Genomic DNA, 22,435 nt, shown 5'->3' on the forward strand with positions numbered 1-22,435 from the left:
CAACTTCTAAGCAAACTGCGCCAAACTCTCGGCTGCCGGAATCAGGCGGGTATCCTGCTGATCGCCTCCTGAGAGTTTGAGTGTTCCTGGCTGCATACTCACCACTACCTGATTTGGCCTGCCCGTTGAGGTGGAGAATAGAGCCGCCAGGGGAGGTATACATTTGGTAGGGGACGTTTAGACCCTCGGTGTTGGGCGCTTAGCCTCTGCGAATCGTTAGCCTGAGGAGGCCCGCCTTGCCTTCACGCGCAGGTCGGTAGCGACTCCAAGCGACTCAAATCCATGATGTGGACGCGTAGCTTAGGGTGGCTGACGCTCAATGGCCGTCGGCTCAGCGCATGCACCTCAGAGACCGACCGTTCAGCAAGAAAGGCCTGAAGTATCAGGCCACCGATCAGACCTGTTGCATCAGCAACCAGCACCTTTAGTTGATCAGAAAGTATGGGCACGGCGTTTCCCTCAGTTCAGATGCATGACATGACGGGCGCTGTCAGGCGTTTGCCCTGTCCAGTCCTGGAATGCGCGATAGAAGGAATTGGGATCTTCAAAGCCGAGCAGGAAAGCGATCTCTTCACCAGACAACTTGGTATTTCCCAAGTAGTGGCGCGCCAGGTTCTCCCGGGTGCCATTGACTAAGGCGCGAAAGCTCGCTCCCCCATTTTCGAGCCTACGCTGCAACGTACGTTTGCTCATGCCCAAGCGCTCTGCCGTCTTCTCGATAGTGGCTGAATTACTCGGCAATAGCTCCAGCAAAACGGCACGCACACGTTCCGCCATCGTTGCCGTCGAATCGAGTTCGCTAAGTCGTCGACGCAGGTCGGGCTCAAATACCCGCCACATGCCTTCGTTGACCGTCAGGAAAGGCCGCAGAACATCTGCGGCGGCAAAGGTGATGCTAGGGCTAGTTCCTTGGTGAATGGGGGCGGCGAAGAAGTTCTCGTAACGCCGGGCGTAAGCGTTGGGCGGGAGTTCTGGAAGCGCCACGCGAAGCGCTTTTACGGGCTCGCGGGTTGCGATACGGGCTAACTGCAAGAAGAAAGCGATTTCGGCCACTTGCAACGAACACGGCACATCGGTCTGTGCCGATAGCCAGCGCGGAGATACCGTCAGTTCGCCCATGTTGCCCACATCGACCTCCAGGCTCATGGGGGCCACAAGTTGCTTGTACTTGGCCAAGCGCTGCACCGCCTGCATCAAGTTGGCGCTGCACAGGGCTGCGAACAGGGGGGGATTGAAAAACTCGGCTGAGACCTTCTCGACCATGCGCAAGGAAAACAGGGGGTCACCTGCTTCGGCTTCGAGGTTACGCCAGAAGCGGAAATACTCTTCAGTAGTAAGTGCATACCCCTCGCGAGTAAATAGATCTTCTGGAAGCCCGGCCTTACGCAGTACATGACTCGGTTGAAAGCCCATATCTTTCAATAAAACCTGCCAACCGAAGTCCAAGTAAAATGATTGATTACGTGTCATCGAATCTCCACCACAGCCCAAGCTTCGAGTTGATCTCTGATTATCAAAAGATAAGTGTAGGGGGTTTGAACTTCAGCAAGCACGCAAATTGCGCCATATCAACAGCAATCTGCGCCAGCAGTCGAAATTTTTGCTCTCGCCAAAAACCTTGTCCAGCCAGATAGATTTGGGTTCACACGACCTACCGATGCAGTGTGCGAGTGAGATTACCGAGCTGTTGCCACACAGGTGGGCGCACGTTTAATCACGAAAGGTGTGTTGGGCAGACGCTTACCTTTAGCGTTCCGAAAGGATGTTCAACAGTCTGTCGACGGACCCTCATCATCGCTGGATCATGTTCTAGCCGAACCTGCATCGCGTCAACTACAGCCTCATGTTCCCAGCGCTTCACACGGCGCTCCTTACCCGTCGTACATTGCTTTTGCATTGAGCAGGACTGGCAGCCCGAGAAGTAGTAACAATGCAATAACATACCGTCTTCCATCGACGAATGCCGCCTGGTTAGTAACTGCCCCGCAGGGCATCGATACTCGTCCGACGCCGCAAGCATAGATGAAGCCCTCTTACCGAATCGGCCTTCGGCTTTGCTGCCAGATGTGAGAGGTCTCGGTACGAAAGTAGTGATGCCGGCTTGCTCGCAAGCAAGGATTTCCAGACCTTTGTAATAGCCTCGGTCGGCCACCACCATGAGCGATTCAGCCTCGATTTCTTCACGCGCTTGGTTTGCCATATCGCTCAGTTGCCCACGATCATTACCAACGTTGGTCACCTCATGGGCAACGATCAGATGGTGTTTGTCGTCGACAGCTGTTTGACGTTGTATCCCACCGTTCCGGTGCCTCGGCCGCTTGTAGCCATTGAGCGTGCATCTGGGTCTGTGAGGGAGATCTGCTGGTCTGGACTTTGTGGAGCTGCGTCTCGATATCCTTGAGTTTCTGCATCTGCTTTTTCAATGTTTCTATCTTTTCTTTAAGCCGCTCTGCTTTGGCCTTGGCCATTTCGGGCGTTGCCCGATCCGCCAAATCCATCGCCGCCAGATATCGATCAATGCTTTGCTCGATCTGCTGCATGCGTGCCTTCACCTTGCCCTGAGTGAAGTTGCGGTCGCGACTATTGACGGCTTTGAATTTGCTGCCGTCGATGGCGATGATCGATTGGGAGAAGAGATTAAGGTTGCGACAAAGAACTACGAACTGGCGGCATACGCTGCGAATGGCTTTGCCGTTGTCTTTGCCAAAGTCGGCAATGGTTTTGAAGTCCGGAGCCAAACGCCCCGTTAGCCACATTAACTCGACGTTGCGCTCGGCCTCTCGCTCAAGTCGGCGGCTGGACTGAATCCGATTGAGATAGCCGTAGATATAGATCTTCAGCAACACCGCTGGGTGATAGGCCGGACGCCCCGTAACGGCAGGATCAACGCCCTCAAAACCAAGTGCGCCCAGGTCGAGTTCATCGACGAAAACATCGACCACGCGCACTGGATTTTCTTCGGCTAAGTAATCGTCCAGACACTCCGGCAGCAGGGTGACTTTCAATAAATCGCTTCATGATCGCCCCCGCTACGATCTCGACGATCAGAAGATTAGACAATTGCGGGAGTTTTCACACAGCCTGGGTCGAAAGCAGTCGCTCGTGACAGATTGGTTTCGATCCAACGCTGGCGGTGCCGGATTCAGTTGCTATGGAACGAGTGAGCATGCTGCCCCCTTCTCTTCGAATGCTTTGAAAGCAGCTTTTTGGAAGTCTTTTAGAATTGAATTGTTTCGGAGGAGCCATGCCTCGATCCCAGGGCAAGCGCCTTACGATGCATGTCGAAGATCATCCGCTAGTTTATACGACCCTGGAAGGCACATTCCGGAAGGGTAATACTGCGCCATCGACGTCATCGTCTCGTATCGAGGAATCTGATCTATTCGCTCATGCTGACAGCACAATCGACTGGCGCTTCTCCAGGTAGAGTTGTAGACGTTCGGCGTAGTCTTCACCCACTGCGCCCTGCACGCTTGGCCGCAACGACAAGGCTTTCCGCCAGTTCGAAACCTTTGGCAACTTTGCAAACAGATCTCCAAATGCGACCGCGGGCAATAGGTCGAGGTAGCGAAAAACGGGAGCGACCAGCGCATCCACCATGCCGAAACTCCGACCGGCAAAATAGGGACCGTCAGCCAGCACTGATTCGAACCTCTCCAAATCTTGCCGGAACAAACCAGCGTGTCGTTCGGCCGTACCCTGATCTGCGGCAATCAAAAAGCCCCATGCATCAGCCAGCATCGCGGACGCCACGCTACACCAGGAACGTTGCAGTGCCTTCTCTAGTGCAGTGCCTGTATACATGGCTGGCAGCGGCTGGATGTCCTCGACGTATTCACAAATGACAGTGCTCTCGAAGAGTGCCACAGGTGGGCCGGTTTCTGGGGTGACTCGTAGAACCGGGACCTTGCCCATTGGGGATATAGCGACAAACCACTCCGGCTTGTGCTCGAGATTCACGTCCAACCTTTCAAACGGGATGCGCTTCTCGCGCAGCACAATAGCTACCCGTTGGACGAAGGGACAAAGTGGATGGCTTATCAGTGTGAGCATCGCAGGGTTCCAAATCGCGTAGTGGAAAACCCATGCTCAGTGGGCATGGGTTGTTTATCTCGCCAAGTGCAGTCAGCTTCCAGACTTGATGAAGTCCATCGCCGTGAGCCCGTTGCCGTAGAAGGGCAAAATGTCGGTGAGAAACGATGACTGCTGCTCTTCGGAAAAGCCCGCTGACGCGTCATAGATCACGTTCGTGTTGTAGCCAAGATCGTGAGCATTTCGCAGGGTCGATTCCACGCACTGACGCAGGGAGTAGCCCATCAGATAGATGTCTTCGATGTGATTGTTGCGCAGGTAGCTGTCCAGCGAAGTTCCGGCAAAAGCACTGCTTCCGGTTCGCTCACGGATCACGTACTCACCGGCTGTCGGCTCGAAGCCCGGGAAGAATTCCGCCTGTTTTCCGAGGAACGATTTGTATTGAGGCATCATGGCGCGCAGTCCGTATTTGGCCTGTCCGAGCACCTTGAATGAGGGGTCCAGGGTCATGGTCACATAGATAATTTCCATGTGGCGGCGGCGTGCTTCAGCCAGGACAAGCTTTGAGTTCTTCACCGAGTCATCAAACTGTTTGCGGTCCTTAAACTGGGAGTTGATGCCGCCTGTTGAGGCCATCCAGTCATTCTGGTACTCGATCAATATCAGTGCGCTTTTGTGAGTGTCATTGACCAACGTCTGAGCCTGCGCCGAAAGAGACGCCGCGACCACGACGGCTGCCAGGAGGCCGCCAATAAGCTTTTTCATTTTGGGTTTCCTGTTGAAAAAAGTGAAAGTCAGCCGTTCAGCGTGCGACCGCCGTCCACGATGATCTCGGTGCCTACGGTCCACTTGGATTCATCCGACGCCAGGTACACCACTGCCTTGGAAACTTCTTCTGGCGTGCCGAAGCGGCCAAATGGCACGGTAGAGAGGATTTGCTGGTTCACTTGCTCCCGGTACGCGTCAGGGATGCCGAGTTTGTCGTACAGCGGCGTATCCACCGGCCCGGGACTGACCGCATTGATGCGGATACCCGCAGACAGAAGCTCACCAGAAAGCGTTTTGGACATGTTGAGCAAGGCTGCTTTCGTAGCGGCGTACACGGAGGAACTCGGGGCACCCACATGCGCGTTGATCGAGGTGTTTAGCACCACGGAAGCTGGGTTAGCGAACACCGGCAATAGCGCTTGAATCAGGAAATAAGGGCCTTTGACATTGATCGCAAAAGACCGGTCGAACTGCTCTTCGGTCCACTGCTCAATCGGTACCCACACCGACACTCCGGCGTTAAGAAATGCAACGTCCAGCTCGCCGTATTGATCCTGAACATAGCGCGCCAATTTGCGTTGCGCTTCTACGTTGCCCGAATCCGCGCTGAATACTGCAACATCGCTACCCAACTCAGCTTTGGCTCTGGCGATGGACTCGGGATTGACTCCCGTGACAATGACGCGGGCACCTTCTGCGAGAAACTGCTTGGCCGTCTCAAGGCCAATACCACTGGTACCACCGGTAATAAGCGTACGTTTGCCATTCAAACGAGACATAGATGCTCCTGTCGCTGTGTGATGCGTTGCAGATGTGAAGTCAGCGACAGAGTGCATTCATGCCATACAAATGATAAGACGCCCAATCGGTATATACTTCATGCAACGACAGCATGACTGCGAGGTGGGAGTGGACCGGTTTTTGTTGATGTCGTGCTTTGCGAGAGCGGTGGAAACAGGGAGCTTTTCCGCAGCGGGCCGCCAGCTCGGCCTAGGGCAGCCCAATGTGAGCCGATACGTCGCGGCGCTGGAAGAACACCTGCAAACGAGATTGCTGCACAGATCCACGCGCAAACTTGTGCTAACGCCAGAGGGACAACGGTATTACGCCGAGGTACGTCGCATTCTTGATGCCGTCGCGGAATCCGAATCGGCGATGCGCGACAACGTCGCCCCATCAGGGCTGTTGCGCGTTGCCTGTCCAACGGCTTTAGCGCATGCTTTTCTTCTACCTCATCTTCCCGCTTTTCTAAACCAATACCCTGCGTTGTCCTTGGATTTGCAGATCAGTGACAGCTACGTCAACCTGGTGGACGAAGGCGCCGAGCTGGCCATCCGTATTGGCCATCTTGAAGACAGTGCTCTGAAAATTCGTCGTATTGGTTGGTTCGAACGCGTATGTGTGGCCAGCAAAGGGTACATTGCCCAGCATGGTATCCCAGACACCCCACATGGCCTCAAATCTCATCAATGCGTGATCTACACGCTTTTATCCTCCCGTACGACGTGGCATTTCAAAGACGAGGTTGTCGAAGTGGACGGGCGGTTCAGGGTAAATTCGCCGGAAGCAGTCCAGACTGCGGTGGGAGCCGGTTTAGGCATTGGTCATGGGCCACGCTGGTTATTTGATAAAGGCCTGGCTAGGGGGGACCTGCAGGTCATTCTCGGCCAGTTCAATGCACCACCTGTCCCGGTTCAGATCCTCTACGTGGCTAATCGATTACTCCCGAAGCGAGCTAGCGTTTTCATGGACTTCATTGCGGAAACCTTCGCCAAGATTCCTGCGCTGAATGCTGCATACATACCGGCTCAACGGGAACGGGTTTAGTCCTCCGCACCCTCCGGGCGGCCGGCTCCGATAGCTCTCAAATCAACCTGCAGCAAACAAGTCGCGTCTCAATTTCCGATGTGGGCTTGAAATTCAGACGGAGTCATTCCCATCACCTTCATGAAAGCTGCGCTGAATGCTGCAACGCTCGCATACCCTGTGCGATGAGCGATCTGTTTGATCATCATCTTGTCCACATTAAGCATCTGGAGTGCTGCCAGTATCCGCGCACGCTGCCGCCATTTCTTGAAGGTAATGTCTGTCTCTGCCACGAATAGCCGGGCAATCGTTCTAGTCGAGGAACCTGCTTCGGTAGCCAGCTCGTCGATATCCCTGATGCCCCGAATGTCTTCAAGCGCAAGCTCAGCGACACGGCGCGCGCGAGGATCGGTTGGCATTGGAATGAACGTCGTTGCATCGCCTGCCTCCGGCAATTCCAATAAAGCGATATGTGAGAGCAAGTCGAGTCGCTGAGCCGTGAGATTGGGCTGAAACATTGCCAGGATTGACTCGCGTAAAAGCGGATTGACCTCAATCACAAACTCATCCTGCAAGGCTGTTTCACCACATTGTCTAACGATTCGGGAGGACTCGACGAAGAAGGTTCTCATTTCGATGTCAGCGAGGACATCGATCGCATGTTCCCGAAACGCCGGCAACCATACAGCGCGCTGCGGCGGAACTAGCCATCGCCCGGAAAGGGTCGTGACCTGCATCAAGCCTCGGTAGGCATAAAGCAGCTGACCTTGCCGATGCACGTGATAGCCCAGCTGTGTGCCACATCGATAGCTGCGCGATAGGAGCGATACCTCCGTTTCAACCGATGGAGGTGAATTAGGGTAAGACGCAATTGGCATTTCCGCGATAGTCCTTGGCCGCACATCGATAACAGGTCAGATTACGCTAGCAGCTATCTGTTTCTGATGAAAGTTTCCTACCATGAACACCCGCGCATCTGTAGATCTTCTGACACCTTCAAACGCCCAGCCCACGCAACTCGCACTCAAGCTTTTTGCAATCGCGCTCTGTGGCTTTTGCCCTTTTCTGGCGGTGTATGTCACGCAACCCCTTTTACCCTTATTGGCAAAGGCCTTTTCGGCATCCGTTGGAGCGGTGAGTATCACTGTCACCGCCACCACCCTGGCTGTGGCACTGACAGCGCCAATCATCGGGCTCATTGCCGATGCCCTCGGTCGCAAACGGGTCATTGTGGTGGCCATCTTCGGTCTGGCCATTCCTATGGCGCTCGCAGCGACATCCAGCACATTGAATCAGCTCATAGTGTGGCGATTTCTCCAGGGCTTGTTCATCCCCGGGATTTTTTCCGTGGCACTTGCCTACCTTGGAGAGGAGTGGAAGGGACCGAACTCCGGGCTAGCCACATCTGCATACATCGCAGGGAACGTTCTCGGAAGCGTGTCCGGACGAGTAGTCGCAGGTTTCGTAGCGACGTGGACTGATTGGCACTACGCCTTCGTAGCCCAGTCAGTGCTATTGGTTTTGGGTGGATTTGCGGTTTGGGCACTCCTGCCTGCGTCGCAAAATTTTGTGGCGCAACGTCATTTTGGCCAAGGCATCAAGGCGATGCTGGGCCACTTTAAGAATCTTCCGCTCATCGCTGTATGGGCCATCGGCTTTAACACGCTGTTCGTCTTCGTTGCCGTGTTTACCTTCATCACCTTCCACCTGGCCGGTGCACCATTCAACCTCACGACTGTGCAGCTCGGATCAATGTTCTTACTGAACCTGTTTGGTGCGGTTGCGACGCCTTTCGCTGGCCGTTGGATCGACAAGATCGGTTCCAGGACAGTACTGATCATTGCTTTGACGACCAGTGCGGTCGGTCTCCTGCTGACACTGACACCCTACCTGCTGTTGACCTTTCTAGGCTTGGCGCTCATCTCAATGGGCGTGTTCGTAGGCAACTCCGCTGCAAGTACAAACCTTGGCAAAGTCGCTGCGAAAGCCAAGTCTTCTGCGGCAGGACTTTACGTGTGTGCCTACTACGCAGGCGGCAGCGTGGGCGCTTATGTACCGGGTTTCGCTTACGCCATGGGCGGCTGGCCCGCGTGCGTCATCCTCATTCTCTTCGTAATGGCCATCAGTGCCGTGATCGCACTGCGCTTCTGGGCGCATCAGGAAGCCTGAGATGAATAACACAAAGATCGAACATTCAAGCCCCATGACATTTGTGCTTGTTCATGGCGCGTGGCACGGCGGATGGTGTTGGGATAGCGTGGTTCATCAACTGCGCGCACTGGGTCATAAGGTTTATGCACCGACGTTGACCGGATTGGGTGAGCGTTCGCATCTGTTGAATGCGGAAGTTGGGCTGCAAACCCACATACAAGACGTTACGAACGTCATCGAATACGAAGGTCTGTCGGACGTTGTGCTGGTCGGGCACAGCTACGGCGGAGTGCCTGCTATGGGTGCTGCAAGTCGATGCTCCAAAGACCTTCGATGTCTCGTCATGCTCGATGCATTGGTGTTGGATCATGGCGAGAACGTTTTTTGCCATTTGCCGCCTTCACGAGTGAGCGCCCATTTAACCAATGCCCTCCGATTCGGACAGGGTCATTCAATACCGGTGCCAACTGCTGAATCATTCGGCGTGGTATCGCAAGATCACAAGGCGTTGATCGAGGCCCGTTGCACACCGCATCCGCTGAAGACCTACGAGGACTCGCTGGTAGCGCCAAACGCTTCAGAGATGAACGTACCCAAAATATACGTGTATTGCTCCACTCCGTCGTATGAACCACTTGCACGCAGCCGGGCGCGTGTCCAAGCACGGCCGGACTGGGCGTGGACCGAGATCGCCACTGGCCACAACGCAATGATGAGTGCTCCGGATCTGCTGGTTAAAAAGCTGCTGGACGTTGCGGCTGGGCATAGCGCAAATCAGCTTGACCGTGATCCCCCCAACTGGCTTGAGCCTGCTTTCAGCTACACCTTGTCATGACTGTATCACGCGCAGAAAGCTAGCTAATGGCCTCGCACCCCCTCCTATGATCAGCCATTCCGCCGATTGGCTGAACAAGGGCGACCTTTTGTTAGAAGTCATGGCAGTTGTCGGTGCACATACATCTCCTCATGAATCTGCCTGCCTCAGGACTTCAATCACAGGGCTAGCATTCAAATGCTGGTTGACGTGTAAGTACTCCGACACTGACCTTCACCAGAAAACCAGCATTCAAGACATCGAGCTTCAGGGAGGATGGATTCCAGTGGCTCAACTGCTCAAGGGCGACGATTTGCTTGAGTTCGTCATCCGGGTGAATTCCGCGGCCCATCACGTCCAGGTGGTAAAGCCGCTGGCCGAAGCTGAGTACCTGATCCAATACATCTCCACGCTTACGAGTCTCCCGCCGGCGGGTCTTCTGGGTATAGGTGACGTTTATTGCCTGCCAAATGTCTCGCTTGCCGACGATATTTCTGTGCAGATAGTAGGTTAGCGACTGGCAGATATCAGCCAGAAGCGGACACTGCCCGGAACAGGACGGGATGTGACTTGACATCACAAGACACTAGAAGGCCACATGCCCTCGCGATGTTTTCGACTACCCCCCCATCGAACTTGCCCGTTTCTGCACTTTTTTCAAATCTTGCGGCGACATTCCCAGTACGCGCACGAACGCTCGCCGCATTCGCTCGCGATCCATGAAGCCCGTTTCCCTAGCGATCACCTCCAGGGGATGACGGGCCTGCTCAAGCAGTAGTTGAGCAGCTTCAACCCGAAGTTTCTCCACCGCTTTGGCCGGCGTCATGCCTGTTTCCAATTGGAAGCTACGATTGAACTGGCGCAAGCTCAGATGAGCCGCCTCTGCCAGTTGTTCGATGGTCAGCGGTGTGTGCAGGTTGCGCTTGGCGAAATCCAGTGCGGTCTGAATCCGGTCGGATTTGGGTTCGATTTCCAGCAAGGCGGAATGCTGCGATTGTCCCCCGGCCCGTCGGTGGTAGATCACCAGCTTCTGCGCCACCGAGCGAGCGACATCCACGCCCAGGTCTTTCTCGACCATCGCCAATGCCATGTCGATACCCGCAGTCATGCCAGCGGAGGTCCAGACGTTGCCGTCGGTAATGAAGATACGGTCTTCTTCGACAGAGATCTCGGGATAGCTCGATTGCAGCTCTCTGGCGAGCAGCCAATGCGTCGTCGCCCTTCGGCCGTTCAATACGCCGGCTTGGGCCAGGATGAACGCCCCGGTGCATATGGACGCCATGCGGCGAACCTCACCGACTGACTGCTGGATAAACGCAAGCATCGCGGGACTGCCAGAGGGTAGTGCAGTGCCACCGCACACGATCAACGTATCGAAGTGTTCAAGCACCAGGGGGGTGCTATCCACCGATACAGCAGCCGAACCGTTGACCCGCCCTCCCGCTTCGGAAATCACCTGAACCTCGTAGACCGGCGTGCCGTTCGTGAGGTTGGCAATCTCGAACACGGTGGAGGCTGCCAGCCCGATGGACTGAAAGTCGGGATAGACGATAAAGCCGACTCGTTGCATGACTCGCTCCTGGGTAAATGGCCAAAAACGCTGTGTCTGCGACATTTCGCACTTGGGCGGTGGTGCGTACTTTTGCGGTCAGGCAAACACAATCCCACCGGAGAAAACATCATGTTCAAGACTCAAAAGGGTACAGCAGTTGTCACCGGTGCATCGACCGGGATCGGAGAGATTTACGCCGAACGCTTGGCCGACCGCGGTTACGACCTGATCCTCGTCGCTCGCAACCGTGCAAAACTCAATCAGACTGCTGCCCGGATCAGCGATCGAACTGGCCGCGCGGTAGAAGTAGCTGCGGCCGACCTTGCAGATCCGACGGATCTGCTGCGTATAGAGCAGATCCTCAAACAGGACGCGAGTATCACCCTGCTGGTCAACAACGCCGGTGTCGGTGCAACCGCACCGCTGGTGCAGGCTGATGTCGACGAAATGACCCGAATGGTTGCACTTAACGTCACCGCCGTGATGCGCCTGACTTACGCAGTCATACCAGGCATGGTTGCGCGTGGTGAGGGCACCGTCGTCAACATTGCCTCTATCGTTGCTCTGGCCCCCGACATACTCAACGGAGTGTATGGCGGCAGCAAGGCCTTCGTCATGGCGCTGACGCAATCCCTGCACCATGAACTGCATGACAAGAACATTCGTGTTCAGGCCGTGCTGCCAGGCGCCACTTCCACACAGTTCTGGGATGCAGCAGGCCTGCCCGTCAGCAACCTGCCCGACAGCATTGTCATGTCCGCAGCGGACATGGTCGACGCCTCGCTCGCCGCACTGGACGCAGGAGAAGTCATAACCCTGCCCTCACTGCCCGATATCGCCCACTGGCACGCCTTCGAGCAGGCCGTTGACGCACTTCGTCCCTATCTGTCCCTGGCTCAACCCGCTCCGCGCCTCTGGCCCTGAGCGCTTGTTGCAGCCCTGAGAGCCCACCCCAATCATTTGTTGAGGAGAGACACCATGAAAGACGCAAAAGCACTGCTGCTAGACGTACTCGCGGCCATCCCGGATGGCAAGAAAGTCGCCGCGTTGTTCGCGGAGGACGGCGCCGTGGAACTGCCATTCCTGCACTCGGTCGGCATTGAGTCGCGCTTTGAAGGCGCCGCCGCGATTGAAGGTTTCTACGATCTGGTCAAGCAGCTTTACCCGGACTTCGCCTTCAAGCCTGAAGACACCCACGTATTGATCGAAACACCGGATCAGGTTTTCGCCGAGTACACCGCGCATACCACTGCGGCAGGGACCGGGCGCTTGATTCACCACTTGTTTGCGGCGCGCTTGGTGGCTGAAAACGGAAAAATCAAACTGCTGCGCGAGTCACTCAACGTGGTGGCGGCAGCCCAGGCCCTGAACCCGAACGGATTGGCAGATCTGCCGGCTTTCACAGACGAGATTTTTTCGGTGAAGCCTGGCTATCAGAGCTGAAGTACCGAAGCCACCACCCCTTTTGTGATAGGGCGGCCATTGCCGCCTTCCCGTCAGGTGAAATTTGATGACAGAGCAAGAGCAGCAGAACCTTCAGCGAGTACTCGATGGTTTCGAGACCCTATTCAATCGCAAGGACTTTGAAGCGGCCAAAAACTACTGGTCGGAGCATTACATCCAGCACAGTGCCTTAGTCCCGCCTGGACGCCAAGGCCTGTTCGACCAAGTTGCAAACGATCTGGTGTACGAAAACGCTGTCGCCATGGCCAAGGGCGATCTGGTCATGCTGCATGGCCGCTTCAGCAACACAGGCCACCCGCGAAACTGGGTCACCATGGACCTTCTGCGCGTCGTCGATGGGCGGATGGTCGAGCACTGGGACGTGATTCAGAACGAGGCCAGCGAGGCTGAATCATTGGGCGGTCATCCCATGTTCGGCGATGCATTCGCTGACGCCTGACCCTTACCGTCTATCCATATGGCCCGGCGTTAACAGCTATCGCCTGCGCGCCAGGGCCACGCTGAACGAGCGAGAAGTCCAATGCCCAGATTTCATGAAAAGGTTGTGCTTATCACCGGCGCGTCGAAAGGTATCGGGGCCGAAATCGCCAGAGGCTTCGGCGCAGAAGGCGCCAAGTTGGTGGTCGACTATGCCAGCGATATGGCAGAGCTGCACAGGTCGTCAGAGATATCGAAGCAGCAGGCGGTCAAGCGGTCGACAGACGTCTCAGAATCCGGCTACGGCTTCATGTTCCCAGCGCTTTACCCGGCGTTCCTTCCCGGTCGTACATTGCTTGTGCATTGAGCAGGACTGGCATCCCGAGAAGTCATAACAGAGCAATAACATGCTGTCTTTCACTGAGCAATGCCGCCGGGTCAGCAACTCTCCCGCAGGGCATCGATACTCGTCCGATGCGGCAAGGTAGATGAAGTCCTGCTTGCCATATCGGCCTTCGGCTTCACTGCCTGATGTCAGGGGGTTCGGTACAAAGGTGGTGATGCCAGCCTGCTCGCAGGCAAGCAACAATTGGAGAATCGACCCATGCAATCGAATGTACTTGCCTGGGGAAATGGCCCTCGCGTTTTCGAGGTGTTCCTGGGCCGACATTCATGATTAATGGGCTGGTACAGCCGGGCATGAGCAGTGGCGATCGTGTTTCTGACTGGCTCGCTAATCTAGGTTGAGTAAAGCGGCACTCAGAAGTCGAACCGGTGCCCTAGCTCGCCCTCCATCCACTCCAGAAAACGCCTGACACGAGGGAAGCTGGAGTGGGCCTTGGGAAATACCAGGTGGTGGGCCGCCACGGGCGCACTCAGTGTCTGCGGTGATACCTCCACCAGTTCCCCGCTGGCCAGATACTTCTGGGCCAATAACGAACTTTCGAGCGCGAAGCCCAAGCCGTAGCAGGCGGCTTCAAGGCTCATGTAGGAACGGTCGAAGCTCAACGTATAGGGCTTTTCCGGCCGAGCAAGGCCGTGCTGGGCAAACCAGGCTGGCCACTTCAGCAGTGTCGCTTCGGACAGGATCAAGTCGCTACCGAGCAGATCTTGTGCGCTCCTTATAGGTCTGCGTGCCAGCAGTTTTGGCGACGCCAGTACAGCAAAGCTCTCGTTGCGAACGGTACGGACTTCATAACTGGGCCAGTTCGGCTCGCCGTGGCGGATATCGACATCAATCTTATCCCGGCTGAAATGTAGGGACTCGTAGGAGCATGAGAGGTTGATCTGGATATCCGGGTGGCTCAGTCGAAACGCTTCCAGTCTCGGCATTATCCACAGCAGACCGAAGCTGGGGGATGAGTGGAGCCTGAGGCAATCCAGGCTGACATCGCTTGTCGCCCGTTCAGTGGCGACTTCCAGGCTGTGCAGCAGTCCCGAAATGTCCTTGAGATACTGCTCGCCAACAGGGGTCAGGGTCACCCCGCGCGCCGCCCTGATGAACAGCTGTCGACCGATCATCGCCTCCAGTTTGGCGAGTTGATGACTGATGGCCGAGGGCGTCAGGTCCAGCACTTCGGCTGCTCGGGCTAAATTACCAAATCGAGCGGTTTGCTCGAAGGCTTGAATGGCTCTCAGCGGTGGCAGGTTCGCGGGCGATGTGTCGTCAATGGGCATGCGGCTGAACCCTTATTTTTTTGTGCGGTTTCGGAATGGGCTCATTCAACCATCGCCCTCCTGTCTTTGCGAGTGCTGAATTTTTTTCATGCACTAGTGAGTGTTGCGCCATTGCTCAGCCCCCGCGCGGAGAACACCCTGGCCCCATCGATCGTTGAATCGAATCATAAAAACAATCAGAGGTATCTCCCATGCTTCTTCAAGGCAAGGTCGCAATCATCACTGGCGCAGCTTCCGAACGCGGAATCGGTCGTGCCACTGCCGTCACATTCGCGCACCACGGTGCTCGCGTCGTAATCCTGGATCTCGATGAGTCTGCAGCACGCGATGCCGCCGCTGCACTTGGCGAAGGCCATCTGGGCTTGGGTGCCAACGTGGCAGATGAGTCGCAGGTGAAAGTCGCTGTCGCCAAGGTTTTGGAACACTTCGGCCGCATCGACGTTTTGGTCAATAACGCGGGAATCACCCAACCGATCAAGACACTGGACATCAAACACAGCGATTACGACAAGGTGCTGGATGTCAGCCTGCGCGGCACGCTGCTGATGTCTCAAGCGGTCATCCCAACCATGCGCGTCCAGTCTTCTGGCAGCATCGTGTGCATGTCCTCGGTTTCCGCCCAGCGTGGTGGCGGCATCTTCGGTGGTCCTCACTACAGCGCGGCGAAGGCCGGTGTACTGGGTTTGGGTAAGGCCATGGCGCGGGAATTCGGCCCTGACCAGATTCGCGTCAACTCCATTGCGCCGGGCTTGATCCACACTGACATCACCGGTGGTTTGATGCAGGACGAACGTCGTCACGCAATCATCGAAGGTATTCCACTGGGCCGTCTGGGAGCTGCGCAGGACGTCGCCAACGCCGCGTTATTCCTGGCAAGCGACTTGTCCTCCTATCTCACGGGTATCACGCTCGATGTCAACGGCGGAATGCTGATTCACTGAGACTCAGTGGGTGGGCCGGTGACGGCCCACATTGTTCTGGATCGATGATCCGCCAGGCCTGATCGCCTGGTGGTCTATAAAAACAAGAGATCAGACCATCATGATGACCACCATGACCTTGGACGCGGTTTCGGCCGTCCGTTCAAACGCTTATCGAAAGACCGCCTGGCGCCTGATGCCCTTTCTGATGCTGTGCTACCTGTGCGCGTATCTGGACCGCGTCAATGTCGGCTTCGCCAAGCTGCAAATGATGAACGACCTGTCCCTCAGCGAGACCGTATACGGCCTTGGCGCAGGCATGTTCTTCATTGGTTATTTCCTCTGTGAAGTGCCCAGCAATCTGATCCTGCACAAGGTCGGCGCACGCCGCTGGATCGCCCGGATCATGATTTCGTGGGGGATCATTTCCGCCTTGTTCGCCTTCGTCGAAACCGCCTGGCAGTTTTACGCCCTGCGCTTCCTGTTGGGGATCGCAGAAGCGGGTCTGGCACCAGGCTTGTTGCTGTACCTGACCTACTGGTTCCCATCCTATCGCCGCGCGAAGATGACGGTTCTTTGGTTCGTCGCTATTCCCCTGTCGGGCATGATTGGCGGCCCGCTGTCGGGCTGGATCATGAACAGCTTCGCAGGCTTTCATGGCTGGGCGGGTTGGCAGTGGATGTTTGTCATCGAAGCCATCCCGACTGTTGTCGTAGGCCTCATGGTGCTGGGCTATTTGAAAGACGGTGTGCATCAGGCGACCTGGCTTAGCGAGGACGAAAAAGAACTGGTCAACAAGGAGCTGGCCGAGGACAACAGCCGCAAGGTTACCCACGCCTCGCCGCGGGAGTTCATCCGTGACCGCCGTCTGTGGCTGTTGGCGTGCATCTACTTCTGTGTGGTCATGGGCCAGTACGCCATCACGTTTTGGCTGCCGACGCTGATCCGCAACGCCGGAGTATCGGACCCACTGCACATAGGCCTGCTGACCAGCCTGCCCTACATGTGCGCCATCGCCGCCATGCTGTTGATGGGCCGCAGTGGTGACAAGCATCGCGAACGCCGCTGGCACCTGGTTGCGCCGATGATCGCCGGCGCCATTGGCCTGACCTTCGCGGCCTTGCTAGGCGGCAACCTGCTGCTGTCGGTGCTCAGCCTGTGCCTGGCCGCTGCCGGGGTGCTCTCGGCGTCGTCACTGTTCTGGATGCTACCCACCACCTTGCTCGGCGGGGTTTCCGCTGCAGCGGGCATCGCAGGGATCAACAGCTTCGCCAACCTCGCCGGATTCTGCTCGCCCTACCTGATCGGTTGGATCACAACCACAACCGGTTCGAGCGCCATCGGCATGTACCTGATCACCGGCGTGCTGTTAATCGGGGCCTCGCTGGTCCTGCGCATCCCCGCCGCTTCGGTCAATCGTTAAGTCCACGGAGTCGTCACCATGACTGTCAACGTCCCAAACACCGCGCTTTCGGCTCTGGCAGAGCGCGCCCATAACATCCGTCGCCATGCCCTGCGCATGGGCAAGGTGCAAGGCCAAGGTTACGTCGGCCAAGCCCTCGGCGCCGCCGACCTACTGGCGGTGTCGTACTTCCACGCGCTGCGCTATCAGCCGCAAAACCCTGAGTGGGAAAAACGCGACCGCTTCTATCTCTCGATCGGTCACTACGCCATCGCCCTATATGCGGCGCTCATTGAAGCCGAAGTGATTCCACTCGACGAACTGGAAACCTACGGTTCGGACGACAGCCGCCTGCCGATGTCGGGTATGGCGGCCTACACGCCGGGTATGGAAATCACCGGCGGTTCCCTCGGCCATGGCCTGGGCATCGCGGTGGGTGCGTGCCTTGGGCTCAAACGCAAAAAATCCGACTCGTTCGTCTACAACCTGCTATCCGACGGCGAGTTGAACGAAGGTTCGACCTGGGAAGCGGCGATGTCGGCTTCGCACTGGAAACTCGACAACCTGATCGCGATCATCGACGTCAACAACCAGCAAGCGGATGGCCACTCCAGCGAAGTGCTGGCGTTCGAGCCCATCGTCGAACGCTGGCAGGCCTTTGGCTGGTTCACCCAGCGGGTAGACGGCAACGAAATCAGCGCCTTGGTCACTGCGTTTGACGCCGCGCGTAATCATCAAGGTCCCCAGCCTCGGGTCATCATCTGCGACACCAAGATGGGCAAGGGTGTGGACTTCCTCGAAACCCGCGAGAAAACCCACTTCATTCGAGTGGATGAAAACGAATGGGATCTGGCCTTGAATAACCTGAAGCTCGGGAGAACCTTATGAGCCGTGTAAATACCCCCGAAGCAGGCAAGAAGCGCCTGACTACTTCCGCGATGATTGCCTCTATTGCCGCTGAAGGTCAGGCCACTCGTTCTGCGCCTTTTGGCCATGCGCTGGCTGCGCTGGCTGAGCAGCGTTCGGACATCGTCGGGCTGTCGGCCGATCTGTCGAAATACACGGATCTGCACATCTTCGCCAAAGCTCACCCGGATCGCTTCTACCAGATGGGCATGGCCGAGCAACTGCTGATGAGCGCCGCTGCCGGTATGGCTCGCGAAGGATGCGTGCCGTTCGCCACGACCTATGCCGTGTTCGCCTCGCGCCGCGCCTACGACTTCATCTGCATGGCCATTGCCGAGGAGAACCTCAACGTCAAAATCGTCTGCGGTCTGCCAGGACTGACCACCGGGTACGGCCCCAGCCACCAGGCCACGGACGATCTCGCGATCTTTCGCGCCATGCCTAACTTGATGATCGTCGATCCGTGCGACGCCCTGGAAATCGAACAGGCCGTACCCGCCATCGCTGCCCACCAAGGTCCGGTGTATATGCGTCTGCTACGCGGCAATGTGCCGTTGGTATTGGATGAGTACGGTTACAAGTTCGAGATCGGCAAGGCCAAGACCCTGCGCACCGGCAAGGACGTGCTGATCATTTCCACGGGACTTATGACCATGCGCTCGCTGGAAGCCGCTGCACAGTTGCAAAAGGACGGTGTCGACGTAGCGGTGCTGCACGTGCCGACCATCAAACCGCTGGATGAGCAGGCGATTTTGGCCGAAGCACGCAAGTCAGGGCGGCTGGTGGTGACGGCTGAAAACCATTCGATTATCGGCGGACTGGGCGAAGCCGTGGCAGGCCTGCTGCTGCGCAGTGGCATAACGCCGACATTCCGCCAGATTGCCCTGCCCGACGCCTTCCTCGACGCTGGCGCCCTGCCGACCTTGCATGATCGCTATGGTATTTCCACCCATGCTATAAGCGTTCAGATCAAAGCTTGGCTCTGAGGCACGTGACGGCACAAAAGAAAGCCGCCACTGGGCGGCTTTTTTTTTAACCGATTAGCCTCTTCACGGTTGAAGTGAGCCGTGAGTGAAGATCGCAGAGTGAATTTAGGTCAGCCTAGGAGACCGAGAGCAGGTCGTGTGAAATGTCTGCTTCTGACCGATTTTTACCCTTCGTGGGCGGAGGCTTCGGGTGAAGGTGAGCAAGCCCCAAGATCAAGTCCGACGCGCCCATGCTGTCGGCCATCGCAGCCTGATCGGTGAGCGCAGTTTGTAGGGACAGAGATGATCATAAATAAAAAGGGGTCGCGAGATAAAATCTCGCAACCCCTTGAATTATATGGTCGGGACGGAGTGATTCGAACACTCGACCCCTAGCACCCCATGCTAGTGCGCTACCGGACTGCGCTACGCCCCGACTAGGCGTGAATCTGTTTGGGCTTCTTGCGAAAGCGTCGAGGAATATACCCTAACCTTTTGAATGATGGAAGTATTTTGATTGGCTGCGTTATGTACGCAGCACAACCAGTACATCTTCCAGCTCCACGATCATCTGCTTGATCAGCTGTTTGTATTGCAGGGAATCATCCTTGACCTCATCACTGGACATGCGCAACCGCGCACCGCCAATGGTGAAGCCCTGATCATAAAGCAGCGCGCGGATCTGGCGGATCATCAGCACATCCTGGCGCTGATAATAACGGCGATTTCCGCGACGCTTGACCGGGTTGAGTTGAGGAAACTCCTGCTCCCAATAACGCAAAACGTGAGGTTTTACCGCGCAAAGCTCACTGACCTCACCAATGGTGAAGTAGCGTTTGCCTGGAATGGGCGGCAGCTCGTCGTTATGACTTGGTTCCAGCATAAGCCTCAACTCGGGCCTTCAGTTTCTGCCCTGGACGAAAGGTGACCACACGGCGAGCCGTAATCGGGATTTCTTCCCCTGTCTTGGGATTTCGACCCGGTCGCTGGCGTTTATCTCGCAAGTCAAAATTGCCGAATCCGGACAATTTGACCTGCTCGTTATCCTCCAGAGCGTGCCTGATTTCCTCAAAGAACAGCTCAACCAGTTCCTTGGCTTCTCGTTTATTCAGGCCTAGCTCTTCGTACAGACGTTCGGCCATCTCAGCTTTCGTCAGAGCCCCCATACGCTACTTCCTTAACGTGGCGTTTAACCTTTCCTCAAGCGAGGTGAGAATTTGCTGCGTCGAAGCGTTTACCTCATCGTCAGTAAGAGTGCGCGATGGATGTTGCCAGGTCAAGCCAACCGCAAGGCTTTTTCTATGCGGATCAATGCCTTTACCCTGATAAACATCAAACAGGCTGAGGTCTGTCAGCCATTCCCCTGCATTTTCACGGATTACGTCCAGTACCGACGTTGCTGAAACCCCTCGATCGGCCAGCAATGCCAAGTCTCGACGGACCTCCGGGAAGCGCGACAACTCGTGGAATTTCGGCAAACGCCCTTCCACCACTTCAGCCAGCACCAGTTCGAACACGAACACCGGGCGATCAAGCCCCAATGCCTTGACCAGCTCCGGGTGCAGCGCACCGAGGTAACCTACCTCGCGGCCATCGCGTTCAATACGCGCTGTCTGGCCGGGATGCAGCGCGGCATGCTTGCCCGGTACGAAACGGAAATCATCCAGTGCACCCGAGAAGCCCAATACCGCCTCCACGTCAGCTTTGACGTCGAAGAAGTCCACCGCATCGCGCCCTTGCGCCCAGCCTTCCGGCAGACGGCTGCCGCAGATCACACCTGCCAGCATAGGCTCTTGTTTCAAACCGTCCAGTTGGCCGACGAAACGCAAACCACTTTCAAACAGCCGTACACGATCCTGCTGACGGTTGAGGTTATGCTGCAATGCCTTGACCAGACCCGGCCACAGCGACGCGCGCATGGCCGCCATGTCGGCAGAAATCGGGTTGGCCAACAACAGAGGCTCGACACCCGGAGTGAACAGTTCGAACCATTTCTGATCGATGAAGCTGTACGTAATCGCTTCCTGATAGCCACGCGCAACCAGCAGGCGGCGCAGCGCAGGCAGATCAGCACGCGCTTCGGCACGGGCTTGCGGCGCGAGGCGCGCCTGGGGATAACGGACCGGAAGGCGGTTATAGCCGTAAAGACGCGCTAACTCTTCGATCAGGTCCACTTCCAGACTGATATCGAAGCGATGGCTAGGCACCTCTACACGCCATTGACCGGCCGTTTCGGAGGAAACCTTCAGACCCAATGCCGTCAGCAGACGCTCAACCTCTGCCGCGTCCATGGTCATGCCAAGCATTTGCTCGATACGATCAGCACGCAAGGTGACCGGCGCAATCGATGGCAGATGCTGCTCACTGACCGTCTCAATGATCGGCCCGGCTTCGCCCCCCGTGATTTCAAGCAGCAGACCGGTGGCACGTTCCATCGCTTCGCGGGCCAGTTGCCAGTCCACACCACGCTCATAACGATGAGAGGCATCGGTGTGCAAACCATAGGAGCGCGCCTTGCCTGCGACCGCGATCTGGTCGAAGAAAGCACTCTCCAGGAAAATGTCACGGGTGGTCGAGGTGTTCACACCGCTGTGCTCGCCCCCCATCACGCCAGCGATAGCGAGCGCGCGTTGATGGTCTGCGATCACCAGCGTGTCAGCGCGCAGAGTAACTTCCTGACCGTCGAGCAGCACCAGCTTTTCGCCCTCTTCAGCCATGCGCACGCGGATCCCGCCATTGATTTCGGCGAGATCGAACGCGTGAAGCGGCTGACCCAGTTCGAGCATCACGTAGTTAGTGATGTCGACGGCGGCATCGATGCTGCGCACCTCGGAACGACGCAGACGCTCGACCATCCACAGCGGCGTTGGACGCGACAGGTCTACGTTGCGAATCACACGACCCAGATAGCGCGGGCAGGCAGCGGGCGCCAACACTTCCACAGGAAGCACTTCATCATGCACCGCAGGCACCGAAGCAACGTGCGGACGCGTGACCATGGCGTCGTACAGCGCACCGACTTCGCGAGCCAGGCCGGCGACAGACAGGCAGTCGCCACGGTTTGGCGTCAGATCGACCTCAATGCTCGCGTCGTCCAGTTCCAGGTAGGCACGGAAATCCCTGCCTACTGGCGCGTCAGCGGGCAGCTCCATCAAACCGTCGTTGCCCTCGCCCACCTGCAGTTCGGCCTGAGAACACAGCATGCCGTTGGATTCGACACCGCGCAGCTTGGCCTTCTTGATCTTGAAGTCGCCCGGCAACTGCGCGCCGATCATCGCAAACGGAATCTTCAGACCGGGGCGCACGTTTGGCGCACCACAGACGACCTGAAAGGTTTCTGCGCCATTGCTGACCTGGCAAACACGCAGCTTGTCGGCATCCGGGTGCTGCTCGGTGCTCAGCACCTCTCCCACCACGACACCGCTGAAAACACCGGCAGCCGGGGTCACGCTGTCGACCTCCAGACCTGCCATCGACAGACGAGCCACCAGCTCGTCACGGGACACTTGCGGGCTTACCCAGCCACGCAGCCATTGCTCACTGAATTTCATCCTGCTCTCC

The 22,435-nt window shown here is 56.8% G+C and carries 22 protein-coding genes, 1 tRNA gene and 3 pseudogenes; 12 read left to right on the plus strand and 14 right to left on the minus strand.

The features are described from left to right. Positions 1 to 459 precede the first annotated feature (459 nt). The 5 genes and pseudogenes from ACI5GA_RS03825 to ACI5GA_RS03845 form a co-directional block, all read right to left on the minus strand. The gene (locus tag ACI5GA_RS03825; protein WP_404632714.1) at positions 460 to 1,470 is read right to left on the minus strand and encodes an AraC family transcriptional regulator; all 1,011 of its coding nucleotides are present in this window, start codon (positions 1,468 to 1,470) and stop codon (positions 460 to 462) included. Positions 1,471 to 1,723: 253 nt separating this feature from the next. Then, positions 1,724 to 3,005, minus strand: a pseudogene (locus tag ACI5GA_RS03830) (IS1182 family transposase); the annotation flags it as partial. 382 nt (positions 3,006 to 3,387) lie between these two features. Next, positions 3,388 to 4,053 carry a glutathione S-transferase family protein gene (locus ACI5GA_RS03835; RefSeq protein ID WP_404632716.1) on the minus strand — a complete coding sequence of 222 codons (666 nt, stop codon included), beginning with the start codon at positions 4,051 to 4,053 and terminating at the stop codon, positions 3,388 to 3,390. 72 nt (positions 4,054 to 4,125) lie between these two features. Beyond that, positions 4,126 to 4,797: an isochorismatase family cysteine hydrolase gene (locus ACI5GA_RS03840; RefSeq protein WP_404632718.1), complete on the minus strand. Its 672-nt coding sequence runs from the start codon at positions 4,795 to 4,797 to the stop codon at positions 4,126 to 4,128. Between the two features lie 29 nt (positions 4,798 to 4,826). Next, a complete protein-coding gene (locus tag ACI5GA_RS03845) occupies positions 4,827 to 5,579 on the minus strand; it encodes an SDR family oxidoreductase (protein ID WP_404632720.1) in 753 nt (250 codons plus the stop codon). 130 nt (positions 5,580 to 5,709) lie between these two features. Between ACI5GA_RS03845 and ACI5GA_RS03850 the strand changes: the two genes are divergently transcribed. Further along, positions 5,710 to 6,627, plus strand: coding sequence for a LysR family transcriptional regulator (locus tag ACI5GA_RS03850; protein ID WP_421425433.1), 918 nt, complete (start codon positions 5,710 to 5,712; stop codon positions 6,625 to 6,627). Between the two features lie 68 nt (positions 6,628 to 6,695). Here ACI5GA_RS03850 and ACI5GA_RS03855 read toward each other — a convergent pair whose 3' ends face one another. Further along, complete coding sequence (locus ACI5GA_RS03855) at positions 6,696 to 7,343, minus strand: helix-turn-helix domain-containing protein (protein ID WP_404632722.1); 648 nt, start codon at positions 7,341 to 7,343, stop codon at positions 6,696 to 6,698. A 223-nt stretch (positions 7,344 to 7,566) separates the two neighbouring features. Between ACI5GA_RS03855 and ACI5GA_RS03860 the strand changes: the two genes are divergently transcribed. Both ACI5GA_RS03860 and ACI5GA_RS03865 read left to right on the plus strand, forming a co-directional pair. Beyond that, positions 7,567 to 8,775: an MFS transporter gene (locus ACI5GA_RS03860; RefSeq protein ID WP_404632724.1), complete on the plus strand. Its 1,209-nt coding sequence runs from the start codon at positions 7,567 to 7,569 to the stop codon at positions 8,773 to 8,775. Between the two features lies 1 nt (position 8,776). After that, positions 8,777 to 9,592 carry an alpha/beta fold hydrolase gene (locus tag ACI5GA_RS03865; RefSeq protein ID WP_404632726.1) on the plus strand — a complete coding sequence of 272 codons (816 nt, stop codon included), beginning with the start codon at positions 8,777 to 8,779 and terminating at the stop codon, positions 9,590 to 9,592. Between the two features lie 166 nt (positions 9,593 to 9,758). Here ACI5GA_RS03865 and ACI5GA_RS03870 read toward each other — a convergent pair whose 3' ends face one another. Both ACI5GA_RS03870 and ACI5GA_RS03875 read right to left on the minus strand, forming a co-directional pair. Then, positions 9,759 to 10,148 (minus strand): hypothetical protein, encoded by a 390-nt coding sequence (locus tag ACI5GA_RS03870; protein WP_404632728.1) that lies wholly within the window; start codon positions 10,146 to 10,148, stop codon positions 9,759 to 9,761. A 42-nt stretch (positions 10,149 to 10,190) separates the two neighbouring features. Beyond that, on the minus strand, positions 10,191 to 11,141 hold the full coding sequence (locus ACI5GA_RS03875; protein WP_404632730.1) for a GlxA family transcriptional regulator: 951 nt from the start codon (positions 11,139 to 11,141) through the stop codon (positions 10,191 to 10,193). A gap of 111 nt (positions 11,142 to 11,252) precedes the next feature. Between ACI5GA_RS03875 and ACI5GA_RS03880 the strand changes: the two genes are divergently transcribed. From ACI5GA_RS03880 to ACI5GA_RS03895, 4 genes are all read left to right on the plus strand, one after another. After that, complete coding sequence (locus tag ACI5GA_RS03880) at positions 11,253 to 12,047, plus strand: SDR family NAD(P)-dependent oxidoreductase (protein WP_404632732.1); 795 nt, start codon at positions 11,253 to 11,255, stop codon at positions 12,045 to 12,047. A gap of 54 nt (positions 12,048 to 12,101) precedes the next feature. Continuing rightward, complete coding sequence (locus ACI5GA_RS03885; protein ID WP_404632734.1) at positions 12,102 to 12,566, plus strand: nuclear transport factor 2 family protein; 465 nt, start codon at positions 12,102 to 12,104, stop codon at positions 12,564 to 12,566. A 67-nt stretch (positions 12,567 to 12,633) separates the two neighbouring features. Beyond that, the gene (locus ACI5GA_RS03890; protein WP_421421805.1) at positions 12,634 to 13,026 is read left to right on the plus strand and encodes an ester cyclase; all 393 of its coding nucleotides are present in this window, start codon (positions 12,634 to 12,636) and stop codon (positions 13,024 to 13,026) included. A gap of 81 nt (positions 13,027 to 13,107) precedes the next feature. Continuing rightward, the gene (locus tag ACI5GA_RS03895; protein WP_421421806.1) at positions 13,108 to 13,371 is read left to right on the plus strand and encodes an SDR family NAD(P)-dependent oxidoreductase; all 264 of its coding nucleotides are present in this window, start codon (positions 13,108 to 13,110) and stop codon (positions 13,369 to 13,371) included. A 68-nt stretch (positions 13,372 to 13,439) separates the two neighbouring features. Here the strand turns inward: ACI5GA_RS03895 and ACI5GA_RS03900 are convergent. Further along, positions 13,440 to 13,590 (minus strand): annotated as a pseudogene (locus ACI5GA_RS03900) (IS5/IS1182 family transposase); the annotation flags it as partial. A gap of 74 nt (positions 13,591 to 13,664) precedes the next feature. On the opposite strand from ACI5GA_RS03900, the pseudogene ACI5GA_RS03905 reads away from it, so the two are divergent. Continuing rightward, positions 13,665 to 13,751 (plus strand): annotated as a pseudogene (locus ACI5GA_RS03905) (thioredoxin); the annotation flags it as partial. 12 nt (positions 13,752 to 13,763) lie between these two features. Here ACI5GA_RS03905 and ACI5GA_RS03910 read toward each other — a convergent pair. Then, the gene (locus tag ACI5GA_RS03910) at positions 13,764 to 14,681 is read right to left on the minus strand and encodes a LysR substrate-binding domain-containing protein (protein WP_421421808.1); all 918 of its coding nucleotides are present in this window, start codon (positions 14,679 to 14,681) and stop codon (positions 13,764 to 13,766) included. Positions 14,682 to 14,872: 191 nt separating this feature from the next. Between ACI5GA_RS03910 and ACI5GA_RS03915 the strand changes: the two genes are divergently transcribed. From ACI5GA_RS03915 to ACI5GA_RS03930, 4 genes are all read left to right on the plus strand, one after another. Continuing rightward, positions 14,873 to 15,622, plus strand: coding sequence for an SDR family NAD(P)-dependent oxidoreductase (locus tag ACI5GA_RS03915; RefSeq protein ID WP_421421809.1), 750 nt, complete (start codon positions 14,873 to 14,875; stop codon positions 15,620 to 15,622). A 100-nt stretch (positions 15,623 to 15,722) separates the two neighbouring features. After that, a complete protein-coding gene (locus ACI5GA_RS03920) occupies positions 15,723 to 17,024 on the plus strand; it encodes an MFS transporter (RefSeq protein ID WP_421421810.1) in 1,302 nt (433 codons plus the stop codon). 18 nt (positions 17,025 to 17,042) lie between these two features. Beyond that, positions 17,043 to 17,891 (plus strand): transketolase, encoded by an 849-nt coding sequence (locus ACI5GA_RS03925; protein WP_404632746.1) that lies wholly within the window; start codon positions 17,043 to 17,045, stop codon positions 17,889 to 17,891. Then, positions 17,888 to 18,895 (plus strand): transketolase family protein, encoded by a 1,008-nt coding sequence (locus tag ACI5GA_RS03930; RefSeq protein WP_421421811.1) that lies wholly within the window; start codon positions 17,888 to 17,890, stop codon positions 18,893 to 18,895. Before ACI5GA_RS03925 ends, ACI5GA_RS03930 begins: the two co-directional genes overlap by 4 nt. Before the next feature lie 338 nt (positions 18,896 to 19,233). Here the strand turns inward: ACI5GA_RS03930 and ACI5GA_RS03935 are convergent. From ACI5GA_RS03935 to pheT, 4 genes are all read right to left on the minus strand, one after another. Then, positions 19,234 to 19,310, minus strand: a tRNA-Pro gene (locus ACI5GA_RS03935). Positions 19,311 to 19,400: 90 nt separating this feature from the next. Continuing rightward, complete coding sequence (locus ACI5GA_RS03940; protein WP_108238075.1) at positions 19,401 to 19,757, minus strand: MerR family transcriptional regulator; 357 nt, start codon at positions 19,755 to 19,757, stop codon at positions 19,401 to 19,403. Continuing rightward, positions 19,738 to 20,040, minus strand: a complete 303-nt coding sequence (gene ihfA / locus ACI5GA_RS03945; RefSeq protein WP_002553164.1) for an integration host factor subunit alpha — start codon at positions 20,038 to 20,040, stop codon at positions 19,738 to 19,740. The genes ACI5GA_RS03940 and ihfA overlap by 20 nt, the downstream gene beginning before the upstream one ends. A gap of 3 nt (positions 20,041 to 20,043) precedes the next feature. Then, complete coding sequence (gene pheT, locus ACI5GA_RS03950) at positions 20,044 to 22,425, minus strand: phenylalanine--tRNA ligase subunit beta (RefSeq protein ID WP_421421814.1); 2,382 nt, start codon at positions 22,423 to 22,425, stop codon at positions 20,044 to 20,046. Between the last annotated feature and the right edge of the window lie 10 nt (positions 22,426 to 22,435).

Origin of the sequence: Pseudomonas sp. Pseu.R1, from assembly GCF_045764065.1 — a bacterium.
Classification (GTDB): Bacteria; Pseudomonadota; Gammaproteobacteria; order Pseudomonadales; family Pseudomonadaceae; genus Aquipseudomonas.